Source organism: Bacillus sp. CIS52, assembly GCF_053545315.1.
Window position 1 is genome coordinate 200658 of sequence record NZ_JBIUFR010000005.1, and the last position, 21603, is coordinate 222260.

24 protein-coding genes and 1 riboswitch are annotated in these 21603 nt (G+C 46.5%); of the genes, 11 read left to right on the forward strand and 13 right to left on the reverse strand.

Going from position 1 to position 21603, the window contains the following annotated elements:
• Positions 1–219: 219 nt before the first annotated feature.
• Both ACH32G_RS16940 and ACH32G_RS16945 read right to left on the reverse strand, forming a co-directional pair.
• Entirely contained in the window at positions 220–747 is a 528-nt protein-coding gene (locus ACH32G_RS16940; protein WP_016937098.1) for a GNAT family N-acetyltransferase, read from the reverse strand.
• A 113-nt stretch (positions 748–860) separates the two neighbouring features.
• Positions 861–1718, reverse strand: a complete 858-nt coding sequence (locus ACH32G_RS16945) for a YitT family protein (protein WP_003156057.1) — start codon at positions 1716–1718, stop codon at positions 861–863.
• 301 nt (positions 1719–2019) lie between these two features.
• Between ACH32G_RS16945 and ACH32G_RS16950 the strand changes: the two genes are divergently transcribed.
• Positions 2020–3132: a glycerol dehydrogenase gene (locus ACH32G_RS16950; protein WP_032864795.1), complete on the forward strand. Its 1113-nt coding sequence runs from the start codon at positions 2020–2022 to the stop codon at positions 3130–3132.
• Positions 3133–3287: 155 nt separating this feature from the next.
• On the forward strand, positions 3288–4499 hold the full coding sequence (locus tag ACH32G_RS16955) for a Bcr/CflA family efflux MFS transporter (protein ID WP_045926951.1): 1212 nt from the start codon (positions 3288–3290) through the stop codon (positions 4497–4499).
• A gap of 27 nt (positions 4500–4526) precedes the next feature.
• Here the strand turns inward: ACH32G_RS16955 and fabF are convergent, their stop codons facing one another.
• The gene (gene fabF / locus ACH32G_RS16960) at positions 4527–5762 is read right to left on the reverse strand and encodes a beta-ketoacyl-ACP synthase II (protein ID WP_448814608.1); all 1236 of its coding nucleotides are present in this window, start codon (positions 5760–5762) and stop codon (positions 4527–4529) included.
• A gap of 108 nt (positions 5763–5870) precedes the next feature.
• Between fabF and ACH32G_RS16965 the strand changes: the two genes are divergently transcribed.
• Complete coding sequence (locus ACH32G_RS16965) at positions 5871–6710, forward strand: helix-turn-helix transcriptional regulator (protein WP_448814609.1); 840 nt, start codon at positions 5871–5873, stop codon at positions 6708–6710.
• A 39-nt stretch (positions 6711–6749) separates the two neighbouring features.
• On the opposite strand, the gene ACH32G_RS16970 is transcribed toward ACH32G_RS16965, so the two are convergent.
• Positions 6750–7493, reverse strand: a complete 744-nt coding sequence (locus ACH32G_RS16970) for a sulfite exporter TauE/SafE family protein (protein ID WP_366971493.1) — start codon at positions 7491–7493, stop codon at positions 6750–6752.
• 145 nt (positions 7494–7638) lie between these two features.
• Positions 7639–8109, reverse strand: a complete 471-nt coding sequence (locus tag ACH32G_RS16975; RefSeq protein ID WP_448814610.1) for an N-acetyltransferase family protein — start codon at positions 8107–8109, stop codon at positions 7639–7641.
• Between the two features lie 271 nt (positions 8110–8380).
• On the opposite strand from ACH32G_RS16975, the gene ACH32G_RS16980 reads away from it, so the two are divergent.
• Complete coding sequence (locus ACH32G_RS16980) at positions 8381–8998, forward strand: NUDIX hydrolase (RefSeq protein WP_415306011.1); 618 nt, start codon at positions 8381–8383, stop codon at positions 8996–8998.
• Positions 8999–9127: 129 nt separating this feature from the next.
• On the opposite strand, the gene ACH32G_RS16985 is transcribed toward ACH32G_RS16980, so the two are convergent.
• Positions 9128–10033: an alpha/beta fold hydrolase gene (locus ACH32G_RS16985; RefSeq protein ID WP_448814611.1), complete on the reverse strand. Its 906-nt coding sequence runs from the start codon at positions 10031–10033 to the stop codon at positions 9128–9130.
• 21 nt (positions 10034–10054) lie between these two features.
• Positions 10055–11110, reverse strand: a complete 1056-nt coding sequence (locus tag ACH32G_RS16990) for a tartrate dehydrogenase (RefSeq protein WP_049627986.1) — start codon at positions 11108–11110, stop codon at positions 10055–10057.
• Positions 11111–11290: 180 nt separating this feature from the next.
• On the opposite strand from ACH32G_RS16990, the gene ACH32G_RS16995 reads away from it, so the two are divergent.
• Together ACH32G_RS16995 and ACH32G_RS17000 are read left to right on the forward strand one after the other, a co-directional pair.
• A complete protein-coding gene (locus ACH32G_RS16995; protein WP_448814612.1) occupies positions 11291–11974 on the forward strand; it encodes a GntR family transcriptional regulator in 684 nt (227 codons plus the stop codon).
• Positions 11975–12117: 143 nt separating this feature from the next.
• A complete protein-coding gene (locus tag ACH32G_RS17000) occupies positions 12118–13305 on the forward strand; it encodes a macrolide family glycosyltransferase (protein WP_047478259.1) in 1188 nt (395 codons plus the stop codon).
• Positions 13306–13363: 58 nt separating this feature from the next.
• On the opposite strand, the gene ACH32G_RS17005 is transcribed toward ACH32G_RS17000, so the two are convergent.
• Complete coding sequence (locus ACH32G_RS17005) at positions 13364–13618, reverse strand: hypothetical protein (protein WP_016937088.1); 255 nt, start codon at positions 13616–13618, stop codon at positions 13364–13366.
• Positions 13619–13850: 232 nt separating this feature from the next.
• Between ACH32G_RS17005 and ACH32G_RS17010 the strand changes: the two genes are divergently transcribed.
• On the forward strand, positions 13851–14120 hold the full coding sequence (locus tag ACH32G_RS17010) for a hypothetical protein (RefSeq protein ID WP_016937087.1): 270 nt from the start codon (positions 13851–13853) through the stop codon (positions 14118–14120).
• Positions 14121–14259: 139 nt separating this feature from the next.
• Positions 14260–15618: a serine hydrolase gene (locus ACH32G_RS17015; protein ID WP_448814613.1), complete on the forward strand. Its 1359-nt coding sequence runs from the start codon at positions 14260–14262 to the stop codon at positions 15616–15618.
• A 50-nt stretch (positions 15619–15668) separates the two neighbouring features.
• Here the strand turns inward: ACH32G_RS17015 and ACH32G_RS17020 are convergent, their stop codons facing one another.
• Positions 15669–15842: a hypothetical protein gene (locus tag ACH32G_RS17020; protein ID WP_016937085.1), complete on the reverse strand. Its 174-nt coding sequence runs from the start codon at positions 15840–15842 to the stop codon at positions 15669–15671.
• Between the two features lie 203 nt (positions 15843–16045).
• Between ACH32G_RS17020 and ACH32G_RS17025 the strand changes: the two genes are divergently transcribed.
• Complete coding sequence (locus ACH32G_RS17025) at positions 16046–16612, forward strand: YdhK family protein (RefSeq protein ID WP_448814614.1); 567 nt, start codon at positions 16046–16048, stop codon at positions 16610–16612.
• 52 nt (positions 16613–16664) lie between these two features.
• Here the strand turns inward: ACH32G_RS17025 and ACH32G_RS17030 are convergent, their stop codons facing one another.
• Entirely contained in the window at positions 16665–17825 is a 1161-nt protein-coding gene (locus tag ACH32G_RS17030; RefSeq protein WP_049627990.1) for an MFS transporter, read from the reverse strand.
• 55 nt (positions 17826–17880) lie between these two features.
• Positions 17881–17980, reverse strand: a riboswitch (purine riboswitch).
• Between the two features lie 358 nt (positions 17981–18338).
• Here ACH32G_RS17030 and ACH32G_RS17035 point away from each other — a divergent pair.
• Together ACH32G_RS17035 and ACH32G_RS17040 are read left to right on the forward strand one after the other, a co-directional pair.
• Positions 18339–19025 (forward strand): FadR/GntR family transcriptional regulator, encoded by a 687-nt coding sequence (locus tag ACH32G_RS17035; RefSeq protein ID WP_448814615.1) that lies wholly within the window; start codon positions 18339–18341, stop codon positions 19023–19025.
• Positions 19015–20229, forward strand: coding sequence for a CynX/NimT family MFS transporter (locus tag ACH32G_RS17040; protein ID WP_188154809.1), 1215 nt, complete (start codon positions 19015–19017; stop codon positions 20227–20229). The genes ACH32G_RS17035 and ACH32G_RS17040 overlap by 11 nt, the downstream gene beginning before the upstream one ends.
• A 59-nt stretch (positions 20230–20288) precedes the next feature.
• On the opposite strand, the gene ACH32G_RS17045 is transcribed toward ACH32G_RS17040, so the two are convergent.
• The 3 genes from ACH32G_RS17045 to ACH32G_RS17055 all read right to left on the reverse strand — a co-directional run bounded on the left by ACH32G_RS17045 (position 20289) and on the right by ACH32G_RS17055 (position 21585).
• Positions 20289–20603 carry a DMT family transporter gene (locus ACH32G_RS17045; RefSeq protein ID WP_007409295.1) on the reverse strand — a complete coding sequence of 105 codons (315 nt, stop codon included), beginning with the start codon at positions 20601–20603 and terminating at the stop codon, positions 20289–20291.
• Complete coding sequence (locus ACH32G_RS17050; RefSeq protein WP_016937080.1) at positions 20603–20932, reverse strand: DMT family transporter; 330 nt, start codon at positions 20930–20932, stop codon at positions 20603–20605. The genes ACH32G_RS17045 and ACH32G_RS17050 overlap by 1 nt, the downstream gene beginning before the upstream one ends.
• Positions 20933–21003: 71 nt before the next feature.
• Positions 21004–21585 (reverse strand): TetR family transcriptional regulator, encoded by a 582-nt coding sequence (locus ACH32G_RS17055; protein WP_448814616.1) that lies wholly within the window; start codon positions 21583–21585, stop codon positions 21004–21006.
• Positions 21586–21603: the final 18 nt, after the last annotated feature.

Sequence of the window (21603 nt, forward strand, 5' to 3'; positions counted from 1 at the left end):
GATTAGCCGTACCTGTGCATGATCAAATAAGCTATTTTCACATAGCTTTCGTATCGTATAGAAAATGGGCAGACTAATCCTATTTTTTCTAATTTGAAATATTTGATTTCAAACGGTCAAAATAAGATTAGTTAATCATTGTCCACCCATCGTCCCTTCGTATTTGTTACAAACAGTGTAGCACACACTTACCTGTAAGAGCAAAGGGTATTCGCCTTTTTATTCCAGATTCGAGGCTTCCCGCTCTTCTTCTAACACCGCATAATAATATTCATCCCACCAGTGATTTTCATGGGGGATGCATTTTTTGAAGAAACCTTCCCGTCTCATTCCGATCTTTTCCATCACCCGGTGCGAAGCCGTATTTTCCGGCTGGCATGTCGCAATGATTCGGTGTAATTTCATCTCGTTAAACCCGAATGCCAGCACGGCGCGTGCAGCCTCTGAAGCATATCCTTTGCCCTGATATTCCGGGTGAAACACCCAGCCGATTTCATACGTATGGTCGCCAAAATACTTAAAAAAAGCAATGTGGCCAATGACCGTTTTTTCATTCTTCAATAAAACGGGATACTTTTCAGCATGTTCACCGCTGTTTTCAATAACGAATTTCTTGGCGTCTTCTTCGGAAAAGACGCCTTCCGGTATATACTTCATGACCTCCGGATTTGACGTGTACTCATAAACGTCTTGCCAATCTTCCCGTTCAAATGTCCGGATCACGAGCCTGTCGGTTTTGATCTTCATTTTACATTCTCCCATCCAAAAGGTTTCATGCTAATACTTCGATCGAAAAGATGCAAAAACCTTTGAGCGGGGAAGGGCGATATAAAAAGCCTGCAGCTGTACACTGCAGGCGGTTATTTCTCATTCGCGGCGGCAGGCAGGTTAGTAAAGCCGAATTGTCCTCCGACAGCTTCTTTTACTTCATGAATAACGATAAATGATTTTGGATCAATTTTTTGAACGTGTTTTTTGATTTTCAGCAATTCGTTCTTTTTAATGACGACATAGATAATACGCTTGTCTTTGCTGCCGTAATACCCGTATCCGTAAAAAATCGTCGCCGCGTTGCCGTATTCGGACGTGATGGCTTTGGCGATCTCTTCGTATTGGTCGGACATAATGGTGAGAGCTTTTTTATTATGGAAACCCTCAATGACAATATCGACGATTTTGGCACACAGATAAACGAATATAAACGTATACAGCATATGATTGATGCCGATCGCTAAAACGGACGCGAAAATAATGACGCAATCCATATAAAACATGCTTTTGGAGATGTTAAAGCCCTTTGTGTAATTCAATAAATACGCCAAAAGCGTGGTTCCGCCGGTAGATCCGTCAGCGATAAAGATCAATGCCAGCCCTGCTCCCATCAGCAGAGCGCCGAATACAATCCCGAGCACCATGTCGTGCACGCCGAATGGAATAAAGCTGACGATGCTGAGAAAAACAGAAGTCATTCCCGTGCCGAGTATCGTATATAAAATTGTCTTTTTCGTTAAAAATTTATAAGCCAGCCCGATAAAAATCAAATTTACAACCAGAGTTGTAATGCTTGCAGGTATATGGAAAAGATAATATAAAACGAGAGCGATTCCCACGGTGCTGCCGTCCCCCAGATGATTCGGGATGACGAAAAATTCCACGGATGCCGCGATAAGAAAGGCTCCGGCCATAATCATCAGTATATCCTTGCAAATATTCTTCATGTGCAAACCTCCTCCGCAGTCAAAAATATATACAAAACAAAAACGCCTCAAAAATTATCCAGCAGAACTAAATAATTTTTAAGACGAATCATTCACAATCTCGTTTGTTCATTCAGTAAAGAATGATCAGCTTCAATATCGAAGATTATATAGACACCTTCACATCTTGTCAATGACGTAAAAATTGAATTTTCTATTGTATATATGAGGTTTGAATGAAATAAAAACAAGGAATTATATCAGAAGAGTTTTTACTTCTAATCTATTGATTAGAGAAATGGAATAAAGCAACAAAGAAGGGATGAGAACATTGGAACGAATTTTTATCAGTCCGGCTAAATATGTGCAGGGAAAAAACGCAATTGAAACGATCGGCGGACACCTTGAGGGCGTTGGTGAAAAAGCCATCGTCATTGCAGACAAAACCGTATGGGATATCGCGGGTCACAAAGTGACGGCTGAATTAAAGAAAAGCAGCATTTCGGCTGAAGAGGCGGTTTTCAACGGGGAAGCCTCCCAAGAAGAAATGAAAAGAATTGCGGGCATCGCAGAGAAAGCGGGCGCGTCCATTGTAATCGGAGTCGGCGGCGGTAAAACGCTTGATACGGCCAAAGCGGTATCAGATGAAATAAACGGCTACACTGTTATCGTGCCGACGGCCGCTTCGACGGATGCCCCGACAAGCGGGCTGTCTGTCGTGTATTCTGAACAAGGCGCGTTTGAAAATTATCGTTTCTACCATAAGAATCCTGATCTGGTTCTGGTCGATACGAAAATCGTTGCAGAAGCTCCGCCGCGCTTTTTAGCATCAGGGATTGCCGATGCGATGGCGACGTGGATAGAGGCGCGCAGTGTCATCGCCAATGGCGGTAAAACGATGGCAGGCGGAATTCCGACAATCGCCGGAGAGGCTATCGCGGAAAAATGTGAAGCGGTATTATTCAAATACGGCCGTCTCGCTTATGAGTCTGTAAAAGCGAAAGCCGTTACGCCCGCATTGGAAGCGGTAGTTGAAGCGAATACACTTCTGAGCGGACTGGGATTTGAAAGCGGAGGCTTGGCTGCGGCGCATGCCATTCACAACGGCTTCACCGCGCTTGAAGGAGAAATCCATCACTTAACCCACGGTGAAAAAGTGGCATTCGGCACGCTCGTTCAGTTGGCGCTGGAAAAACGTTCGCTTGAAGAAATTGAGCGGTATATCGCGTTTTATATCAGCTTGGGACTGCCAGTCACACTTGAAGACATCAAATTAAAAGACGCATCGAAAGAGGATATTATGAAAGTGGCAGAAGCCGCGACGATTGAGGAAGAAACGATTCATGCCGCTTTTGATGTGACGGCTGACGACGTGGCGGATGCTATTATAGCGGCCGACCAATACGCAAAAGCGTTTAAAGAAAAGCATGCGTAAACATTTTCATCGCGCGATTTGAAACCAGGGGCTGTGACGGCTCTTGGTTTTTTTATGTCTTTTTGCCCCGCTTGAAAACTTTTAAAAATAAAGAAAAAATTATGATACAATATACAAATGTTTTGAGAGACTAACAAAGGAAAGGTGGGAACGATATGCTGCATAATCCGACCGGCAAGGAGCGGCTTGCGCTGGCTTTTCTTCTCGGCATGCTTGCGATACTGGGGCCGCTGAATATAGATATGTATCTGCCGAGTTTCCCTGAAATCGCTGAAGATTTAAGCGCCCGCGCATCACTTGTCCAGCTCAGTTTAACCGCATGTCTGATCGGACTGACAATCGGACAGGTTGTTGTCGGCCCGTTAAGTGACGCGAAGGGAAGAAGAAAACCGTTATTACTATGTATTTTTTTATTTGCTTTGTTTTCTCTGTTTTGCGCGCTTGCACCGAACATTACAACATTAGTGATTGCCCGTTTTCTTCAAGGATTCACCGCTTCGGCGGGGCTCGTTCTGTCCCGTGCGATCGTCAGAGATGTGTTTACGGGAAGAGAGCTTTCTAAGTTTTTCTCGCTGCTGATGGTCATTACCGCCGTCGCGCCGATGGTGGCGCCGATGACGGGAGGCGCGATTTTACTGCTCCCGTTTGCATCATGGCATACGATTTTTCTCTTTTTAACCGTTATCGGGTTTTTGCTTGTTCTCATCATTGCGCTCAAGCTGACAGAAACCCTCCCGCCGGAAAAGCGGATTCCGAGTTCCATCGGAAATTCCGTGCGGACAATGGGAAGCCTGCTGAAAGACCGGTCATTTATCGGCTATGCGCTGACGGTCGGCTTTATTCACGGCGGGAGCTTTGCGTATGTTTCCGGGACGCCTTTTGTGTATCAGGATATTTACGGAGTCTCGCCGCAGGTATTCAGTATTTTATTCGGCATAAACGGTCTGGCGATCATTTCCGGAAGTTTTATCATCGGGCGTTTCGGCGGAATTATTCATGAAAAAAGCCTGCTGAGAATCGGCGTGATTACAGCGATGACGGCGACTGCCGTTCTGCTCGTCATGACGATCATTCACGGGCCGCTGGCGGCACTGGTGATTTCAATTTTTATTTATATGATTACGATCGGCATGACGCTGACAAGCACCTTTACATTGGCGATGGAAAAGCAGGGACACCGCGCGGGAAGCGCAAGCGCACTGCTCGGCATGCTTCCGCTTCTTCTCGGTTCCATCGTGTCGCCGCTTGTCGGAATGAATGAAGCGACGGCCGTCCCGATGGGGGCGATTATGTTTACGACATCCGTTATCGGTTCCATCGCTTTTTTCACCTTAACAACTAAACCGGAGAAAGCAAAAAAGGAGTGAAATGATTCACTCCTTTTTTTGTTCCCGTTATTCATATGTCTTGAACACGATCGCTGAATTATGCCCGCCAAAGCCGAATGAGTTGGAAAGACCGATCGTTAACGATTGATGTCGCGGACCGTCTGATACATAGTCCAAATCACACGCCGAATCAGGGTTTTGCAGATTGATTGTCGGCGGGATGATGCCATGTCTCAAGCTTTCTGTCAGAGCGATGGCTTCAACTCCGCCTGCCGCGCCAAGCATGTGGCCGAGCATTGATTTGTTTGCCGTGACCGGAATGTCATAGGCAAGCTCCCCGAATAATTTCTTGATGGCCAATGTTTCAGAGAGATCTCCGGCTTTTGTGCTTGTCGCATGGGCGCTTACGATATCAATGTCTTCCGCTGAAACGTTCGCCTTCTTCAAAGCGTTTTTCATCGCCAGGTAAGCGCCCGTTCCTTCCGGATGAGAGGCTACCATATGATAGGCATCCGAGCTCGCGCCGTAGCCGAGCACCTCACAGAGGATAGGGGCGTTTCGGCTGATTGCGCTATCCAATGATTCTAATACTAAGATGCCTGCGCCTTCACTCATGACAAATCCATCACGATCCGCGTCAAACGGCCGGCTTGCCGCGGCGGGATCTTCGTTTCTTGCTGAAAGGGCATGGGCATTGCCGAAGCTGGCCAGTGACAGATTGGTAATCGCCGCCTCCGCGCCCCCGGCAAACATGATATCCGCGTCATCATTCCGAATGGCGTTGAATGCTTCCCCGATCGACGTATTGCCGATGGAACACGCGGTCACCGGAGAAAGTGAGGGGCCGAGCGCGCCTAATCTGATGCTGATTTGAGCGGCGGCCGCATTTGAGATCATCATGGGGACAAGGCTCGGGCTCACTTTCCGCGCTCCCCGTTCATTTAAAGTATGGACATTGTCAATCAAAGTCGTGATGCCGCCGATTCCGGAGCCGACGTACACGCCGAGGCGTTCACGGTCAATCTGATCGAGCTGAATTCCGGAGCTTTCCAGCGCCTGTTCCGCTGCCGCTAAAGCAAACTGGCTGAAACGGTCAAGCCGTCTCGCTTCTTTTCTGCCCCATCTTTCTTCTGCGTCAAAATCGCGGACGGTGCCGGCTATTTTTGTCTTAGAGCCGGAGACATCAAAAGAATCTATGAAAGAAATTCCCGATTTTCCTTCCGTCAGGTGTTTCCAAAATGTATTTACATCATTGCCGAGAGGTGAAATCACTCCCATTCCGGTGATTACAACTCTTTTCATGGTCATTCCTCCTTCGGTATGTATTTATTGTAACTCGCAATTATCCTATTACAAGTTGTTGTTTATCCTAGTATAATGAATACCAGGGTAGGAGAGGAGAGATTAGGAATGATACCAGAAGGAAGACTGCAGGCTCTTTCAGAGTTTTTAAAAACGCAGCGGGCTAAAATTTCTCCGCAGATGGCCGGCCTGCCGGCGGGTACGCGAAGAAGAACGCCGGGACTCAGAAGAGAAGAGGTCGCGCAATTAGCCGGCGTAAGCACCACGTGGTATACGTGGCTGGAGCAAGGCAGAGACATTAAAGTGTCGGCAGGTGTATTGGACGCCGTTTCCGATGCGCTGCAGCTGAATAAAGATGAAAGAAATTATTTGTACGCGCTTGCCATTGATGAGGGCGTGAAACAGCCGTTTACCGCGGAGGAAGAAGCGGTCATCAGCCCGTCCCTTTCAAAAATTCTGCAGGAGCTCCGTTATTGTCCCACCATTATCTCGGACAGGCGGTGTCATATCGTAGGGTGGAACCAGGCGGCGGCTCACGTGTTTTTAGATTTTGAACAAATCCCCCCCGAAAAACGGAATCTCATTGAGCTATTGTTTTCAAGAAAAGAATTAAGAAGTCTAGCCGTGAACTGGGAGCACTTTGTGAAAGGTTTCATTGCCATTTTCAGAACGTATTACGGCCAATATGTAGCGGATACGTGGTATTCTCAGTTTATAGAAGAAATGGAGAAGACATATTCAGAGTTTCATACGTTGTGGAATGAGAGCGAAGTCAGCTCGGCTCCCGAAGTATTAATTGAGTTCCGCCACGCGAAGGCGGGAAAAATGGTCTTTAATCTGACTTCTTTTCAGGTTCAGGGCAACAGTGACCTGCGCTGCAGCGTCTATACGCCGGTAGATCATACCGAAACGGAAGCAAAGCTGAAAAAGCTCTTCGAAAACAGGTGAAAACAGAAAAAAACGGAAGGCCGCCGCCTTCCGTTCAGTTTAAAATAAAAGCATCAGACCGGCGATGGCCGGTGTTAAAAAGATAGCTGATTTCAGAATGACTTTCGGCACGAGATTGGTGAATTTCGCTCCGACATATGCGCCGCACATCGTTCCGATCAGCACTTTGACCAACAGCATATAATCGACAAACCCTTCCGTCACATAACCGAGACCTCCGCCGACTGCAAGCGGGATAATGACTAGCATGGTTGTGCCGACCGACTGGCGGATGGATAAGCGCAAAAGAATCATTAAGCCGATTTGGATGAAAGGGGCGGAGCCGATGCCGAATGTTCCGGACAAGATTCCTGCGATGATACCGAGAACAACGGCTTTCACCCATATGTTCAGATTGCTTTGCGGTCCGGTGTCCTCTTGTGTTTCTTTTAAAATAAATAACCGGACTAAAATCAATAGAGCAGATAAAAACAGCATGCCCGCCGTCAAGTAATGCAGCAAATCTGCGGGGATAAGAGAAGTAAGTCTGGCCCCGAAAAAAGAACCGAATGCCGCAAAAACGCCGACGATGAGACCGATTTTCATCTGAATATTGCCTTCACGGTAGTGGCTGAAAGCCCCGGACAAACTTGTGAAAGCCATTCCGGCTAAGGAAGTGCCCAAAGCCGTGTGAATCGGTACGTGAAAAAGTATGGTTAAAAGTGCAATAACAAAGCCGGCTCCCCCCGCGCCGATAAACCCGAGAATAATCCCGAGCAGAAACATAACGAATATAATAAGCACAATCTTCTCCTCCATTTAGATGCCTGATGACAATGTTTCGATCCGCTGTACCAGATGTTTAACGATCGACCGTTGTCCGTCGACCGTCGTTCAATATATTTATGTTACCTCAAATTTAAAGTATTGGCAAGAAGCCGGAATGCTTTTATACAGCGCTCCGCAGCTCTTTGACCATCACTTTTTCCCCGTTTGAGTCCAGCTCTCCATTGAATCTAAAGCCGAATTTTTGATAAAGGCGCAGTGCGTGCACGTTATCTTCAAACAGGCTTAAATAAATCCGTCTGCAATCATATAATTGAGCGAGATGATGGATAAGGGCATCAAGCATCAGTCTGCCCAATCCCCGTCCCTGGTATCGTTCATCAATGAAAAAACGGTCAAGCCACACTCTGCCGTTTTTATTTTCTTCATCATATTCCGGAAACCAGCCGTACATGGCAAAGCCGACCAACTCCCCGTCAACATAAAGGCCGGCCGGCTGATAATGCCGGCAATCCTCAGCATCTTGTAAACACTCTTCCGCGGTTTCAATAAATAAAGCCTGGCTTTCACTTACATGAAGCGCCAGTATATCGGAACGATTTTCTTCCGTGACTGCTCTGATTTCAATCGTCATCCTTCATACTCCTCTTCCCTTTTTCTGAAGATCATTCAATGATCATCATAAAGGATATGGTTGCCATATCGTCAAGGAGGTATTATGAGCGAAGACGTCAAAAAATACTTCATAACAGTTGAATTCATGTAAAAAAACAAACCCTGTTCCGTCTGCTTTCTCCGGCAGAGGGGAGAACGGGCCCCAGTCTCATCGGCGGAAAACTGGGGTCTAATGAACCGGCAGCATTTTCTGTATTCATGAAAACATAAAGATCGGCGGGTGATTGAAAATGGAGCCAAAATGGCTTGAATGGGCAAAACAGCTTCAATCCGCGGCGCAAGCGGGGCTGGCTTATTCCAAAGACATATATGATATTGAGAGATTTGAAGAAATAAGAAAAATAAGCGTGGATATCATGTCGCATCATACCGGGACCGGCAAAGAGATTATACAAGACGTCTTCGCAGGGGACAGCGGGTATCCCACTCCGAAAGTTGATGTCAGAGCGGCAGTTTTTAAAGATCAGAGCATATTAATGGTGAAAGAGAAAAGCGACGGCAGATGGGCGCTGCCGGGCGGGTGGGCCGATATCGGGGTCTCTCCGGGCGAAGCCGCTGTCAAAGAAGTAAAAGAGGAATCGGGAATCGACGTAAAGCCCGTTAAACTGTTAGCTGTAATGGATAAGAAATGCCATTCCCATCCGCCGTCCGCCGCCCACGTTTACAAAGTGTTTATCAAATGTGAGATCATCGGCGGACAGCTCAGGGAGGGAACGGAAACAAGCGCGGCCGCTTTTTTTGCAGAAACGGAGCTGCCGCCGCTGTCTGAAGCCCGCAATACGGAAAGTCAGATTGAAAGGATGTTTGCATATCTCAAACATCCGGACGAACCCGTTTATTTTGATTAAGGCAGCAAGCAGGAAAAAGAGAGGAACTGGTTCAGAACCATTTCACTTATGAATGATCCGGCCTGTGATAGAGATGGTAAATCATCAGGCCGGGTTTTAAGAGTCTGCCTGTTTCGGTGTGGTCCGCCCTTAAAAAACCGTTTTTGAAAAATCGATAATCCTGCGGGCAATTTCTGTCGGTTTTTCCTCGGGGACGTAATGGCCGCAGCCTTTTACCTCAAATCCGCTGACTTCACGAATTGATTCTCTCCATGTGTCAAGCACGGGAAGGCCGGCTAAGTTCCCTTTTTCTCCCCACAGCAAAAGCGTGGGAACATCCAGTTTTTTCTGTGCTTCCTTTTCTGAACGATATCTCGGCAAATCAATTTGATAAGCGGCTCTGTAGTCGTTAAGCGCAGCTTGGACAGCGCCGGGCTGCTTCCAGGCGGCTAAGTACCGGTCCCAGGCGCCGTCTGATGTCAGCAGGTCAAAAAGCCCGTCACCTCTGCTTAATAAAAATCTAAGATATTCCTCTTCTTTTCCTCTTATTAATTCTTCCGGCAGATAGGGAACGACTTGAAATGTCCAGTGCCAGTATTTTTTTGCCGCTTCAGCTGCCGTCAGAGAATCATAGACGTATTCAGTCGGCATAATGTCAATGAGCACAAGGCCTGCCGCCAGCTCCGGAGCATCTAAAGCGAGCCGTCTTGCTACCCTGGCGCCTCTGTCATGCCCGGCAATTAACGCTTTTTGTATATGCAGGCGGCGCATCAGACCTTGTATATCGCTTGCCATCGTTTTGTTATCATAGCCGTTTATGCCGCCCGGCTTTTCAGAATCGCCGTAGCCCCTCAGATCAACAGCGATGACTCTGTGAGAAGCGGCAAGCGTCGGAATTACATAACGCCACGTCACCCAGCTTTGCGGAAAGCCGTGCAGGAGAATGACGGGGGGAGCCTCCTCCTTTCCCGCAAAGACGTAATGAAGACGGATGCCATTTACCTCAATTGAATCATGGGTCACATGCTTTTCAAATTGTTCACGAAAAGAATCCATTTTCTCTCTCCTTATAAAATGTTATTTTTTTATTTGAGAAATAATAGCGGAGGTGACGTCTTCCGTTGAATGTTTTCCGCCGACGTCCGGGGTCAGGACGCCGCTGTTTGTGACCGTTTCAATTGATTGCAGGAGCAGATTGCCCAGCTCCTCTTCTCCGAATGAATCGAGCATTAATTTTGCCGTCCATATTTGGCCGATAGGATTGGCAATCCCTTTTCCGACAATATCCGGAGCGGAGCCGTGAACAGGCTCAAACATGGAAGGGTATTTGCCGTTTACATTGATGTTGGCGGCGGGAGCGATTCCGATGCTTCCCATAATCGCCGCGCCGATATCTGTCAGCACATCTCCGAACAGGTTTGAAGCGACAATGACATCGAAGCGCTCCGGGTGAGTGACAAAAAAGGCCGCCAGTGCGTCAATATGCTGCGAGTCCGTTTCAATCCCGGCATACTCCCTGCTGACCTCTTTAAAGATGTCATCCCAAAACGGCATCGAGTGAACAATACCGTTGGATTTCGTCGCGCTTGTGACGTGTTTTTTCCGATTTGCCGCCAGTTCAAAGGCATACCGCATCACTCTTTCCGTTCCTCTGCGGGAAAAGACCGCGTTTTGAATGGCGATTTCGTCTTCGCCCTGATACATTCTGCCGCCGACAGAGCTGTACTCGCCCTCACTGTTTTCCCGGACGACCAGCAGATCAAAATCCTTAGGGTTAACGAGAGGGGACGTGATGCCCGGCAGCAGCTTCGCCGGCCGCACATTGATCACCTGTTCAAATTCCCGGCGTATCTTGATGAGCAGCCCCCACAGCGAAACATGGTCGGGGACGAGCTTTTGATTCCCCACCGCTCCTAAAAACAAAGCATCAAAGTGCTGTAACGTTTCTAATCCATCATCCGGCATCATGGTTCCGTGCTCCAAGTAATACTCGCAGCTCCACGGAAAAGAAGTAAAATCGAATGCCATGCCCCCATGTAATTCGGCGATTGCGTTCAACACCCGCTCCGCTTGCGGAACGACTTCTTTTCCCACACCGTCCCCCGGTATGCTGGCAATCTTGTATGTTTTCATATTCCATCCCCCCTGAATGAATTGTTTCGGTTTACGGCAGACCGTCGACCGTCGTTTGTTATAATTCCATATTACGCCACATTCGCTATGCTGACAAGCTCGGGAATGTTGCTTCCATAGATAAACTGTTATATGATCTTGGTAACAATAAGGCCTAAATTGTATGAAGAGGTAGGAAAGATGGATAACTTTAAATTAGATAAGCCAACCCCGTATTATCTGCAATTTTATTCCCAATTGAAAAAAATGATATTTGACGGGATTTTTAAACCGGGAGAACGGCTGAATGAAACACAGCTGGCCAAGGATTTCGGAGTCAGCCGGTCGCCGGTCAGAGAAGCGATGCGGCTCCTTGAAAAGGACGGCCTTCTGACGGCAGACGATCGAAACGGCTTTGTCATCTATTCTTTATCCGTAAAGGATGTTGAAGAGATTTATCAAATCAGAATGTCACTTGAATCACTGGCGGTCGAACTCGTCATTGATGAAGCGGCTGAGAGTGAAATTGAACTCATCGAAAAACAGCTGCGGGAGACGGAAGAAGCCATCCATAAAGGCGTCAAAGAGACGGAGATTATTTCCTTGAATGAAACGTTTCATCAGCTCCTTGTGGAGTTCAGCCATAACAGTCAGCTGGCCAAGCTGCTTGAGCATGTCAATGTGCTGATTCATTTTTGCAGAGTCCTTAATTTTAAAGGGGATGACCGTGCGGAAGTGATCTTACATGAGCACCGGAAAGTCTTTGAAGAAATAAAAAAAGGCGACAAAACAAAAGCTGTGCACTATATGACGGAACATCTCAAGCACGATGCAGAACATCTGAAAGGCGTGCTGAAAGCACAAGAAACAGACGAATCATCATGATAGACAAGGCGAAAAGCCTTGTCCTTTTTTTTTGCGGTGTCATCAAACTGCAATAAAGACCTGACTGATGTTTCTTGCATGATTTTTTCTGCTCATTTATGATGGATATGGAAAAAGCGCAAAAAAGGCAAAGGAGTTTGAAAATGGCAAAACATATTCTCATGGTCAATTTTCCCGCAGAAGGACACGTAAACCCGACCCTCGGTATGACAAAGGCCTTCAGTGAACGGGGCGATCACGTTCATTATATCTCAACGGAAAAATACAAAAGCAGGCTGGAAGGAGTAGGGGCGGAGGTTCACCTTCACCGCGATCTGCTCAGAATGACACCCATTGATCCAGACAGCCCGTCCGGCATACTGCCATTCTTAAAAATTCATATCAAAACGTCACTGGAGATTTTACATATTGTGCAGCGTCTGGCTGAGGACATTCAATTCGACGCCGTCTATTATGATAAATTCGGTGCGGGAGAGCTGGTGAGAGATTATCTCAACATTCCCGGCATCTCTTCTTCAGCATCCTTCCTGCTCAATGAAGACGGCCTGAAAACCCTCCCGCTCCATCCGGAATCGGGCGTGCCGTTTCAGCCGGATAGGGAATGTGAAGAGCTGTTGGCTGAGATGAAAGACAAATACGGCGTTGCTCCTGACAGCCTGCTCCAATTTATGAACAACACGGGTGAACTGAACGTCGTCTATACAAGCAGATATTTTCAGCCCGAAAGCGAGACGTTCGGAGATGAGTATTTATTTATCAGTCCAAGTTTTCCGAAGAGAAAGGGGCACGCCGACTTCCCGATCGATTCTTTAAAGGATGAAAAAGTCATTTATATTTCAATGGGGACGGTGCTCGGGGACACGGAAGCGTTTTTCAATCTGTGCATAGACGCGTTCTCAGATTTTGAAGGCAAGGTTGTCATCGCCGCCGGAGAAATAGCCGATCAGTCGAAAATCAAACAGGCGCCGGAAAACTTTATCATCGCTCCATACGTGCCGCAGCTTGAGGTGCTGGAACAAGCTGACCTATTTGTTACACATGGCGGAATGAACAGTGTAAATGAAGGCATTCATTATCAAGTGCCGCTGGTCGTCATCCCGCATGATAAAGATCAGCCGATGATTGCACGCCGCCTGACTGAACTGAATGCCGGCTATACAGTGCAAAAAGATGAAGTAAGCGCTGAAAAGTTAAAGCTTGCCGCAGAAGAAGTGCTGCATAACGGGAAATATAAACAAGGCATTCAAGCCATTAACGAAAGCTTTAAAGAATGCATGGACATGAAAGATGTCCTGGCCCGGATCGACCGGTTTATTGAACAAAAAAAATAATACACGAAAAAAGCCTGTTTCCGCTGTAAAAAGGGAAACAGGCTTTTTATAAAGATTCCTAGATGATGTGATGCTCTTCATTTGCGAGTTTGATAAGAGTCAGAAGAGATTCTGCCTCACGTGCGCCGAGTGTTTTTTCCAGACGGTCTTTTTCAAAGATCTGCTGGCCGAAAACATTCACGGACGCCTGATCTACTGTCGCGTGCCAGTCCTTTTGTGAATGATTCTCAGAAAAAGAGAAGACAAACACAGCAAAGACCGCTATAAGCATCGCCTTAACCCAAAATTTTTGCCGGTTTCCTGCTGTTGACATAGGCCGCCTCCTAAACGATTGTTTTACAGTATTAGATCATATATGAGCTGTTTTTAATAGAGTAAAGAAGTATTATTTTCAGGTAGTTCAAATGGTATGGAGAACAGCCGGATGCACGCGGGTCAGGCTGATGCGCCAATTCATAGTTTGTTCATATTTTATTAAAAGTTTATCCAACCCTGTCCTTTACAGTAGGTATAACCACAAACCTACTGCTGAAAGGGGCCTGAAAATGCATATTCATTTGATGAACAAAAACCAGTTTGAGAGTGATTTGGAGGCTGCAGGATTCAGCCGTCAGGCAGATGATATTATCGGCAAAATGAAAGAGTACGTAACGGAATGCGCGGCTTCATCCGAACGGTTCCTGATTGAAATTCAAACCGTCATGAACGAATACAAAGCTGTCGTCTGTGCGATGTTTTCAACTATGGAAATTGCTGGGGCCAAAAAAGATGAGAAGCATGTTGAATTCGAAGCCTGTACTGTATTGTGTGAATAAAAGATTGTCATAAAAACTCCGCGGCTTCTGATTATCATCGTATATTTACCGACTTGTGCCGTTTAAGGAAGAATATTGAAACTCATATAAAAGCCATTCGTATAAAAGAGAGATACAGTTTTTATATGGGGGGATCATAATGAAGGATAAGAAAAAACAAGCTTTTGAACAGCTTTTCAGCACTTTAGACGGAAGGCATGAAATAAACGGAGCTGTTTTAGCGGCAGAAAACGGCCGCATTTTATATCAGGGTTCATTCGGCACTGCAGAACTGGAAACAAACAGGATGCTGAATGACCGCTCTGTCTTTGAATTGGCCTCAGTATCGAAGCCGTTTACTGCTCTCGGAATTATGAAGTTAGAGCAGCAGGGGAAGCTGCGGTATGACGATATGATAGAGCGGTGGCTTCCTGATTTTCCTTATCCGGGCATTACCATTCGGCATTTACTTCATCATACGTCAGGATTGCCGGATTATATGGAGCTGTTCTTAACACATTGGGACCGGGACAGAATTGCAGTGAATCAAGATGTGATCGATATGCTTAAGCAGCATAAACCGGATGCTTATTTCCCGCCGGGTAAGGGGTGGCTTTACAGTAATACGGGGTATGTTGTGTTAGCGGTTATGATTGAAATTGTATCAGGCATGAGTTTTGCTGCATTTATGAAGCAAGCTGTATTTCATCCGCTCCGTATGAACGATACGCGGGTTTATAACAGAAGGCTGAGTAAAGAAAACATCCCGAACTATGCATATGGCTATGTCTATGAAGTGCATTCCGGAGAGTATGTCCTGCCTGATGAACTTGAGGAAACCAATTATGTCGTCTTCCTTGACGGTATTCAAGGTGACGGAACCGTTAACTCCGCGATAAGAGATTTATATCTGTTTGATCAGGCTCTTTATACAGAAGAAATCATCAGCAAAGAGACGAAAGACCAAGCTTTTACACCTGGCTATTGGAATGAAGAAGAGCACTTCGGGTATGGATTTGGCTGGATGATTCAAAACAGCCCCCAAAAAGGGAAGGTTGTCAGTCACGACGGAGGCTGGCCGGGCTATTCAACTCTGATGATCCGATATATTGACCACAATAAAACACTGATCTATCTCAGCAATATGGAACAACCGTATCAATTTGAACAAGCTGTGATTGCCGCGGCTGTAAACATCTTATTTGATCAGCCATACGAGATTCCGAAACGTCCGGCCGATCAGAAAAAAGCAGATATCGATCCTGCGATTTACAGCAGATTTACCGGTGATTACTCATTTCAGGATGATACACATGCATCGGTGGCGGTAAAAGAAAATCGATTGTATCTTACTATAGACGGGCAGACACCATTCGAATTATTCCCAATGGCGGAAACCCGTTATTTTGTCCGGGCGCTGCCGCTTGAAATTGAATTTGCCGGTGATAAAGACCAAGCGGCCTCACATTTCGTTTTATATCAAGACGGCACAGAAGAAACCGCTCTGCGAATAGACTGAGTGACATACAAAAAAACCGCCGTCCTGAGAAGACGGCGGTAATAGAAAAGTCAAACCCCTTTGATGACGCGAAATTTCCTTTTCGGCTCTGACATAAAGATAGAAGAGAAAATCATAGCTCCGAGCATGGTGATGTATTCCATATAAAGTGAAACCTCTGCCAAAATCAAACCTGCAACCATTAAAACAGCGCCCAATACCACCGCAAAAACCTTCGTTTTCATGATGAGTTCCCCCTATTATCTGATAATTGAATTATACTGCATTTCCATTAATGTGTACATTTTGTGAACAATTTCACCTGACGAAAGGCAATGAAGAGAGATTTGAAGAATTAGGAGAGGTGACCGGCTGCAATTCATCTTTTGTTTTACTGACGAACCGAAAGGGAAAAGTAAAAAATCAAAAAGGCAAAGGAGTTCTTGAAATGAAAGCAAGATTATTTTTATTCAGCATGTTTCTCCTCATTCCCGTCCTGGCGCTTGCCGGATGCAACAGCCAATCTTCAGGAGGAAGCGAAAAAGCGAAAGACAAAGAAACGCACTCTCACGAAGACATGAATCACTCAGGTTCATCCGAAGTGCCGAAAGGTTTAAAGAAGGCTGAAAATCCGACTTATAAAGTCGGCAGTGACGTCATGATTTTAGCTTCTCATATGAAGGGCATGAAAAATGCGCAAGGAACGGTAACAGGTGCTTATGATACAACGGTTTACAGTGTATCTTACACGCCGACAACTGGAGGGAAGCGCGTTAAAGATCATAAATGGGTCATTCAGGAAGAATTAAAGGGCGCCGGTGATAAGACGTTAAAGCCGGGTGACAAGGCCGTCATCGAGGCATCCCATATGAAAGGCATGAAGGGCGCCGAAGCCGTTATTGATTCAGCCAAAAAGACAACCGTTTATATGGTCGACTATACACCGACGGACGGCGGCCAAAAAGTAACGAACCATAAATGGGTGACAGAAGACGAGCTGTCCGCCGCAAAATAAAAAAGACCGCAAAAGCCGAAGGAACTCCTTCGGCTTTTTTGCGGTCTCACACTTATGCGGTTTTTCTTTTCAAAGCGGGTCTCGTTAAAGAAAACACGGCTAACGCGACAGCGATAATGACAATCAAACCGCCGCACCAGGCGGTAGCTGTGACAGAACCCGTTTGTCTGATCACGCCGCCGCCGATGGCTGACCCGAGCGCAATGCCGATTTGCAAAGCAGATGTATTGAAGCTTTGCTGAATATCGGAAGACTCAGGCGCAATTTTAATCAAATAACTTTGCTGCGCCGGCGCAAGGCTCCAGCTGAGCAATCCCCAGATCACCATCGCAGGCAGGAAAATGATTAAAGAAACCGTTGACAGCGGAAGGATAAACAGGATCAAAGCGAAAGAAACAGTCACAAGCATGATGCTTTTAAATGATCCCAAACGGTCATACAGCCAGCCGCCGAACGGTCCGCCGCATACCGCTGACAGGCCGAACAAAAAGTAGCATACACTGACCCAAACGGAACTCAAATGAAGCGTTGTTTCCAAAAAAGGCGCAAAGTAGGCATAGAGTGTGTAATGCCCAGCCAGTGTAAACAAGGTGACAAGATGTGCGCTGGCAATTTTGGCGTTCCAGACCGTCTTGATCTGCTCACGAAACGGAATCATTTTTTCAGCAGGTATTTTTTCAAAAAAGACGCTGATAATCAGCATGGAAACAAGAGATAATACGCCGATTCCCAAAAACAGAACGCGCCATCCGAAAGCATTGCTGATGATAATGCCGACAGGCACGCCTAAAGCGATTGCGGAGCTGAAGCCCATGAAAATGATGCCGATCGCCCGCGCTCTGTATTCCGGCGCTACGATTTTAGGGGCAATCGTTAAAGAAAGGACGACAATCAGTCCCGTACTCATGGAAGCGAGCACCCGTGACACCATCAGCACGGCGAAATTAGGACTGAAATAAGCGACCAGATTACTCAGGAAGAAAACAAAAAGTGCGATTAAATAAAGCCGCTTTCGTTCAGCTTTTGCCGTCACTGCCAAAAGCAGCGGGCCGGATACCGCGTAACCGAGCGCAAATACGCTGATCAGCTGCCCCGCGCTGACGATGGATATATCTAAGTCGGAAGCGATTTGCGGGAGAATACCGCCCACAATTAACTCAACCAATCCGACTGCAATAGTAGATGCTGCAAGCAGAAATACTTTGAAATTCATGTACAGATACTCCTTTTTTTATTTTTTAGAAAATAAAAAATCCTGATTACAAAAAGTGTGCGGGACAATTTTTTGTAATCAGGATTTTACGGTTCCTGGTAGACACCCTCAAACCATATCATTGAGGTTATACAATGTATACAATATTCGTTTGTGTCCGTTTCTGCAAAGAATTCTACCATAATAGTGAGAGAGATTCCATAGAAAATTCGAGGAAATCCTTTCAATTTCAACAGCGGGTCATTGATGAAGCAGAAAAAAATTTATGATAACCATAAGGAGTCTATACAGATCAAACATTACACAGCCGGAGGAAACCGATGAATAAGTACGAAAAAAATCGCCGCCGCCATGACAAGTTCGTCGTGACGTCAGTCAATTTAAAACGTTCGTAAAGCGCCGAAGAGTGAGAGAAATCTCACTTTTTTTCGTTGCGGCTGATTTACATCTTCGCTTCATTTATGTTATATTACCCAATGATAGAATCATCCTACAAATTACAGAGGTGTTTTGATGGAGATATCCAAAACAAGCAGACTGTCGCTCGTAGAACAAGTGGTGGCGCAAATTGAATCGTTAATACAATCGGATAAATGGCCGGTCGGGACGCGCATTCCCCCTGAGCTGGATTTAATGAAGCAATTTGATGTGAGCCGAAACACATTGCGTGAGGCCATTCGGGCGCTCGTACATGCCGGCCTTCTTCAGACTAGGCAGGGGAGCGGTACGTATGTCAGCTCATCCAGCGTCCTCGGCGCGGCATTTTACCGCCATATAAAAAAATCAAATTTGCTTGAAACATTAGAAGTCAGATACGCACTTGAGAGAGAAGCCGCACGATTGGCGGCCCAAAGGCGTAATGAAGAAGACCTTAAAGCACTGAAGGCATGCCTGGATGAATGTGAGGCGGCCTTGCAAAATGAAGATCGAAAACGGTATGCCGAAGCTGACATTAAACTGCACAAAACAATTGTACAGGCGGCCCATAACAATATGCTTTCTGATTTATACGAGCATATGACGGATGCGCTTTGTGCGTCAGTCCATAATCTCTTGGAAATTACGCCTGCTATCCGGATCCACAGCCAGCTTGCCGCTGCGATTGCCGGACAGAAACCGGATGAGGCCATGGAGGCCGTCAACCAATACATCACAGTATTTAAAGATACAATACACATGGAGGATGAACATGAAAATTGAAGACGAACATCAAATTCTGCAAGCAAGTCAGCGTAAAAAACTGATATTGCTGGTTATCGGAGTCATATTGATAGGGGCCAACCTCAGAGCGCCTCTGACATCGGTCGGGCCGCTCGTTTCCTCAATTCGGGACAGCCTCGGAATGACCAATGCGGCTGCCGGCACCATTACGACAGTGCCGCTTTTGGCCTTTGCATGTCTGTCGCCGTTTGTTCCTTTATTGTCCCGGCGCTTCGGGACCGAGATTGTCTTACTGTCATCATTAATTGTCCTGACAGCCGGAACTCTGCTGCGCTCCATCGCAGGGATCGGCACTCTCTTTTTCGGAACGATCCTGTTGGGATTGTCGATCGCCGTATGCAACGTCCTGCTGCCGAGTCTCATTAAACATAAGTTTCCCGGAAATTTAGGCGTCATGACCGGCGTCTACTCGGTTTCTATGAATCTGTGCGGCGCGATTGCATCCGGCATCAGCGTTCCGATCGCCTCCTCAGCGGGGTTAGGCTGGAAAGGCGCGCTCGGCTGCTGGGCTATCCTTTCTTTCATTGCGCTTATCATGTGGATTCCGCAAATGAAAGGACGCGAACTGCCCGTCCGCACGACTGGGACAAACGGAGAGAAGAAAAGCAGTCTGCTGCGGTCTCCTCTGGCTTGGAAGGTGACGTTGTTCATGGGGCTGCAATCCCTTATTTTTTACACCATCATCGCTTGGCTGCCGGAAATTCTTCAGCAGAATGGACTCAGCTCAAGTAAGGCGGGATGGATGCTTTCATTAATGCAATTCTCAGTCCTGCCGATTACTTTTATCGTGCCGATCGCTGCCGCTAAAATGAAAAACCAGCGCGCACTCGCCGGACTGACGGCTTTATTTTTCCTTATCGGCATTGCCGGCGTTCTTTTCGGAAGCCCGGCTCTCACTCCGCTATGGGTCATTTTGATCGGAATTGCGGGAGGCTGTGCGTTCAGTCTGGCAATGATGTTCTTCAGCCTGCGGACCCGCCATGTCCATGAAGCCGCGGCGCTTTCGGGAATGGCCCAGTCATTCGGATATTTGCTTGCCGCGTTCGGACCGCTCGTATTCGGCCTGCTGCATGATATCACGCACGGCTGGACGGTTCCGTTATTCATGCTGATCGCGGTCTCCGTTCTGATTTTCATTTTCGGTGTCGGGGCCGGAAAAGCGGAACAGATTAAAACTGCATAAAAAAACAAAGGGTCTGCTTAGGGCCCTTTGTTCTTTATTTAAAAAGCTGTCTCCGGACATCACGTTGTCAGTTTCAAACCGATGACCCCGATGAGGATAAGCCCCAGAGACACCAATTGTGACAGATTGAATTTTTCTTTAAACCAAAGTATGCCCACGGCTGATACGCCGATGCTTCCCATGCCGGTCCAAGCCGCATACGCGACACCTGTGGGAAGAACCTGCATCGCTCCGGAAAGGCAAAAGAATGAAAGCATAAAGCCTGTTACCATGACAATCAGCGGCCACTTTTTTTTAAAACCGTCAATATGTTTCATGGCAACGGCCGCTACAACTTCCTCCGCTCCGGCAATAAATAACAGCAGCCATGCCATTAATGTTCACCCCTTGTTTCAGTTTCTTTCGTAAATACCTTCATTCCTAAAATGCCGGACAACAGCAGAGCCAAAAAGAAGATTTGCCCGATTGAAAAAGGCTCTCCTAAAATGACGCCCGTTACATATGTGCCGACGGTGCCTATTCCGACAAAAACGGTGTATGCGGCAGCCATCGGTATTTTTTTATAAGAACGAATCAACATCAGGAAGCTGACGGCAATCAGCAGGAAAATACCGATCCAATCAATGAGCGAGTCCGCATGTTTCAGAGCAGACGCCCAAACCACTTCTAACAGTCCGGCTATCAGTACAAGCAGCCAATACATTTACAGTCACCTCAATTATGAATGAATGTCAGTCATTTTTATGGCGGTCAAAAATGATCGGTCTCTGCCAATCATTTCTGTAAGCTTCTTTTGAGAAAGCTGAATATTTCTTTTTTATATACTTCGAGATCGACATCCTGTTCACAGCCGATATAAAACCGTTCAGCCGCGTTCTCGACAACATTGATAATCGTTCTGGCCGTCCATCTGACATGAATGCCGCTGATGACCTCACCCTGCTCAATGGCCGTATTGATGACGCCTTCCAGCCAGGAATAATAAGGCTGATAAATGGCCTCCCATTTTTCCATTGAGTGATCGATGGCAAGACCGGAATAACAGAGGACGATAATATCTTTATGAAGCCGGGTGATGTGAAATGTCTCATCAACCAAAATGTCCAGCACCGTCCAAAAATCTTCAGTGCCGTCCGTTTTCCCTTTGATTCTGTCCAGCGTATGATCAAGCAGGTTTTCTGCAATCGCTGATATGAGGGCGTTTTTAGAAGGAAAATATAAGTAAAACGTCCCTTGGGCCGTTCCGGCTTTTTTGACGATTTCTGAGATGGATGCTTTGTCTAATCCTTTTTCAGAAATGACTTCAATCGCGGCTTGCAGGATCTTTTCATATTTTCCCGAGCTTTGTTTTGCCAATAGAGGGGTTCCTCCTTT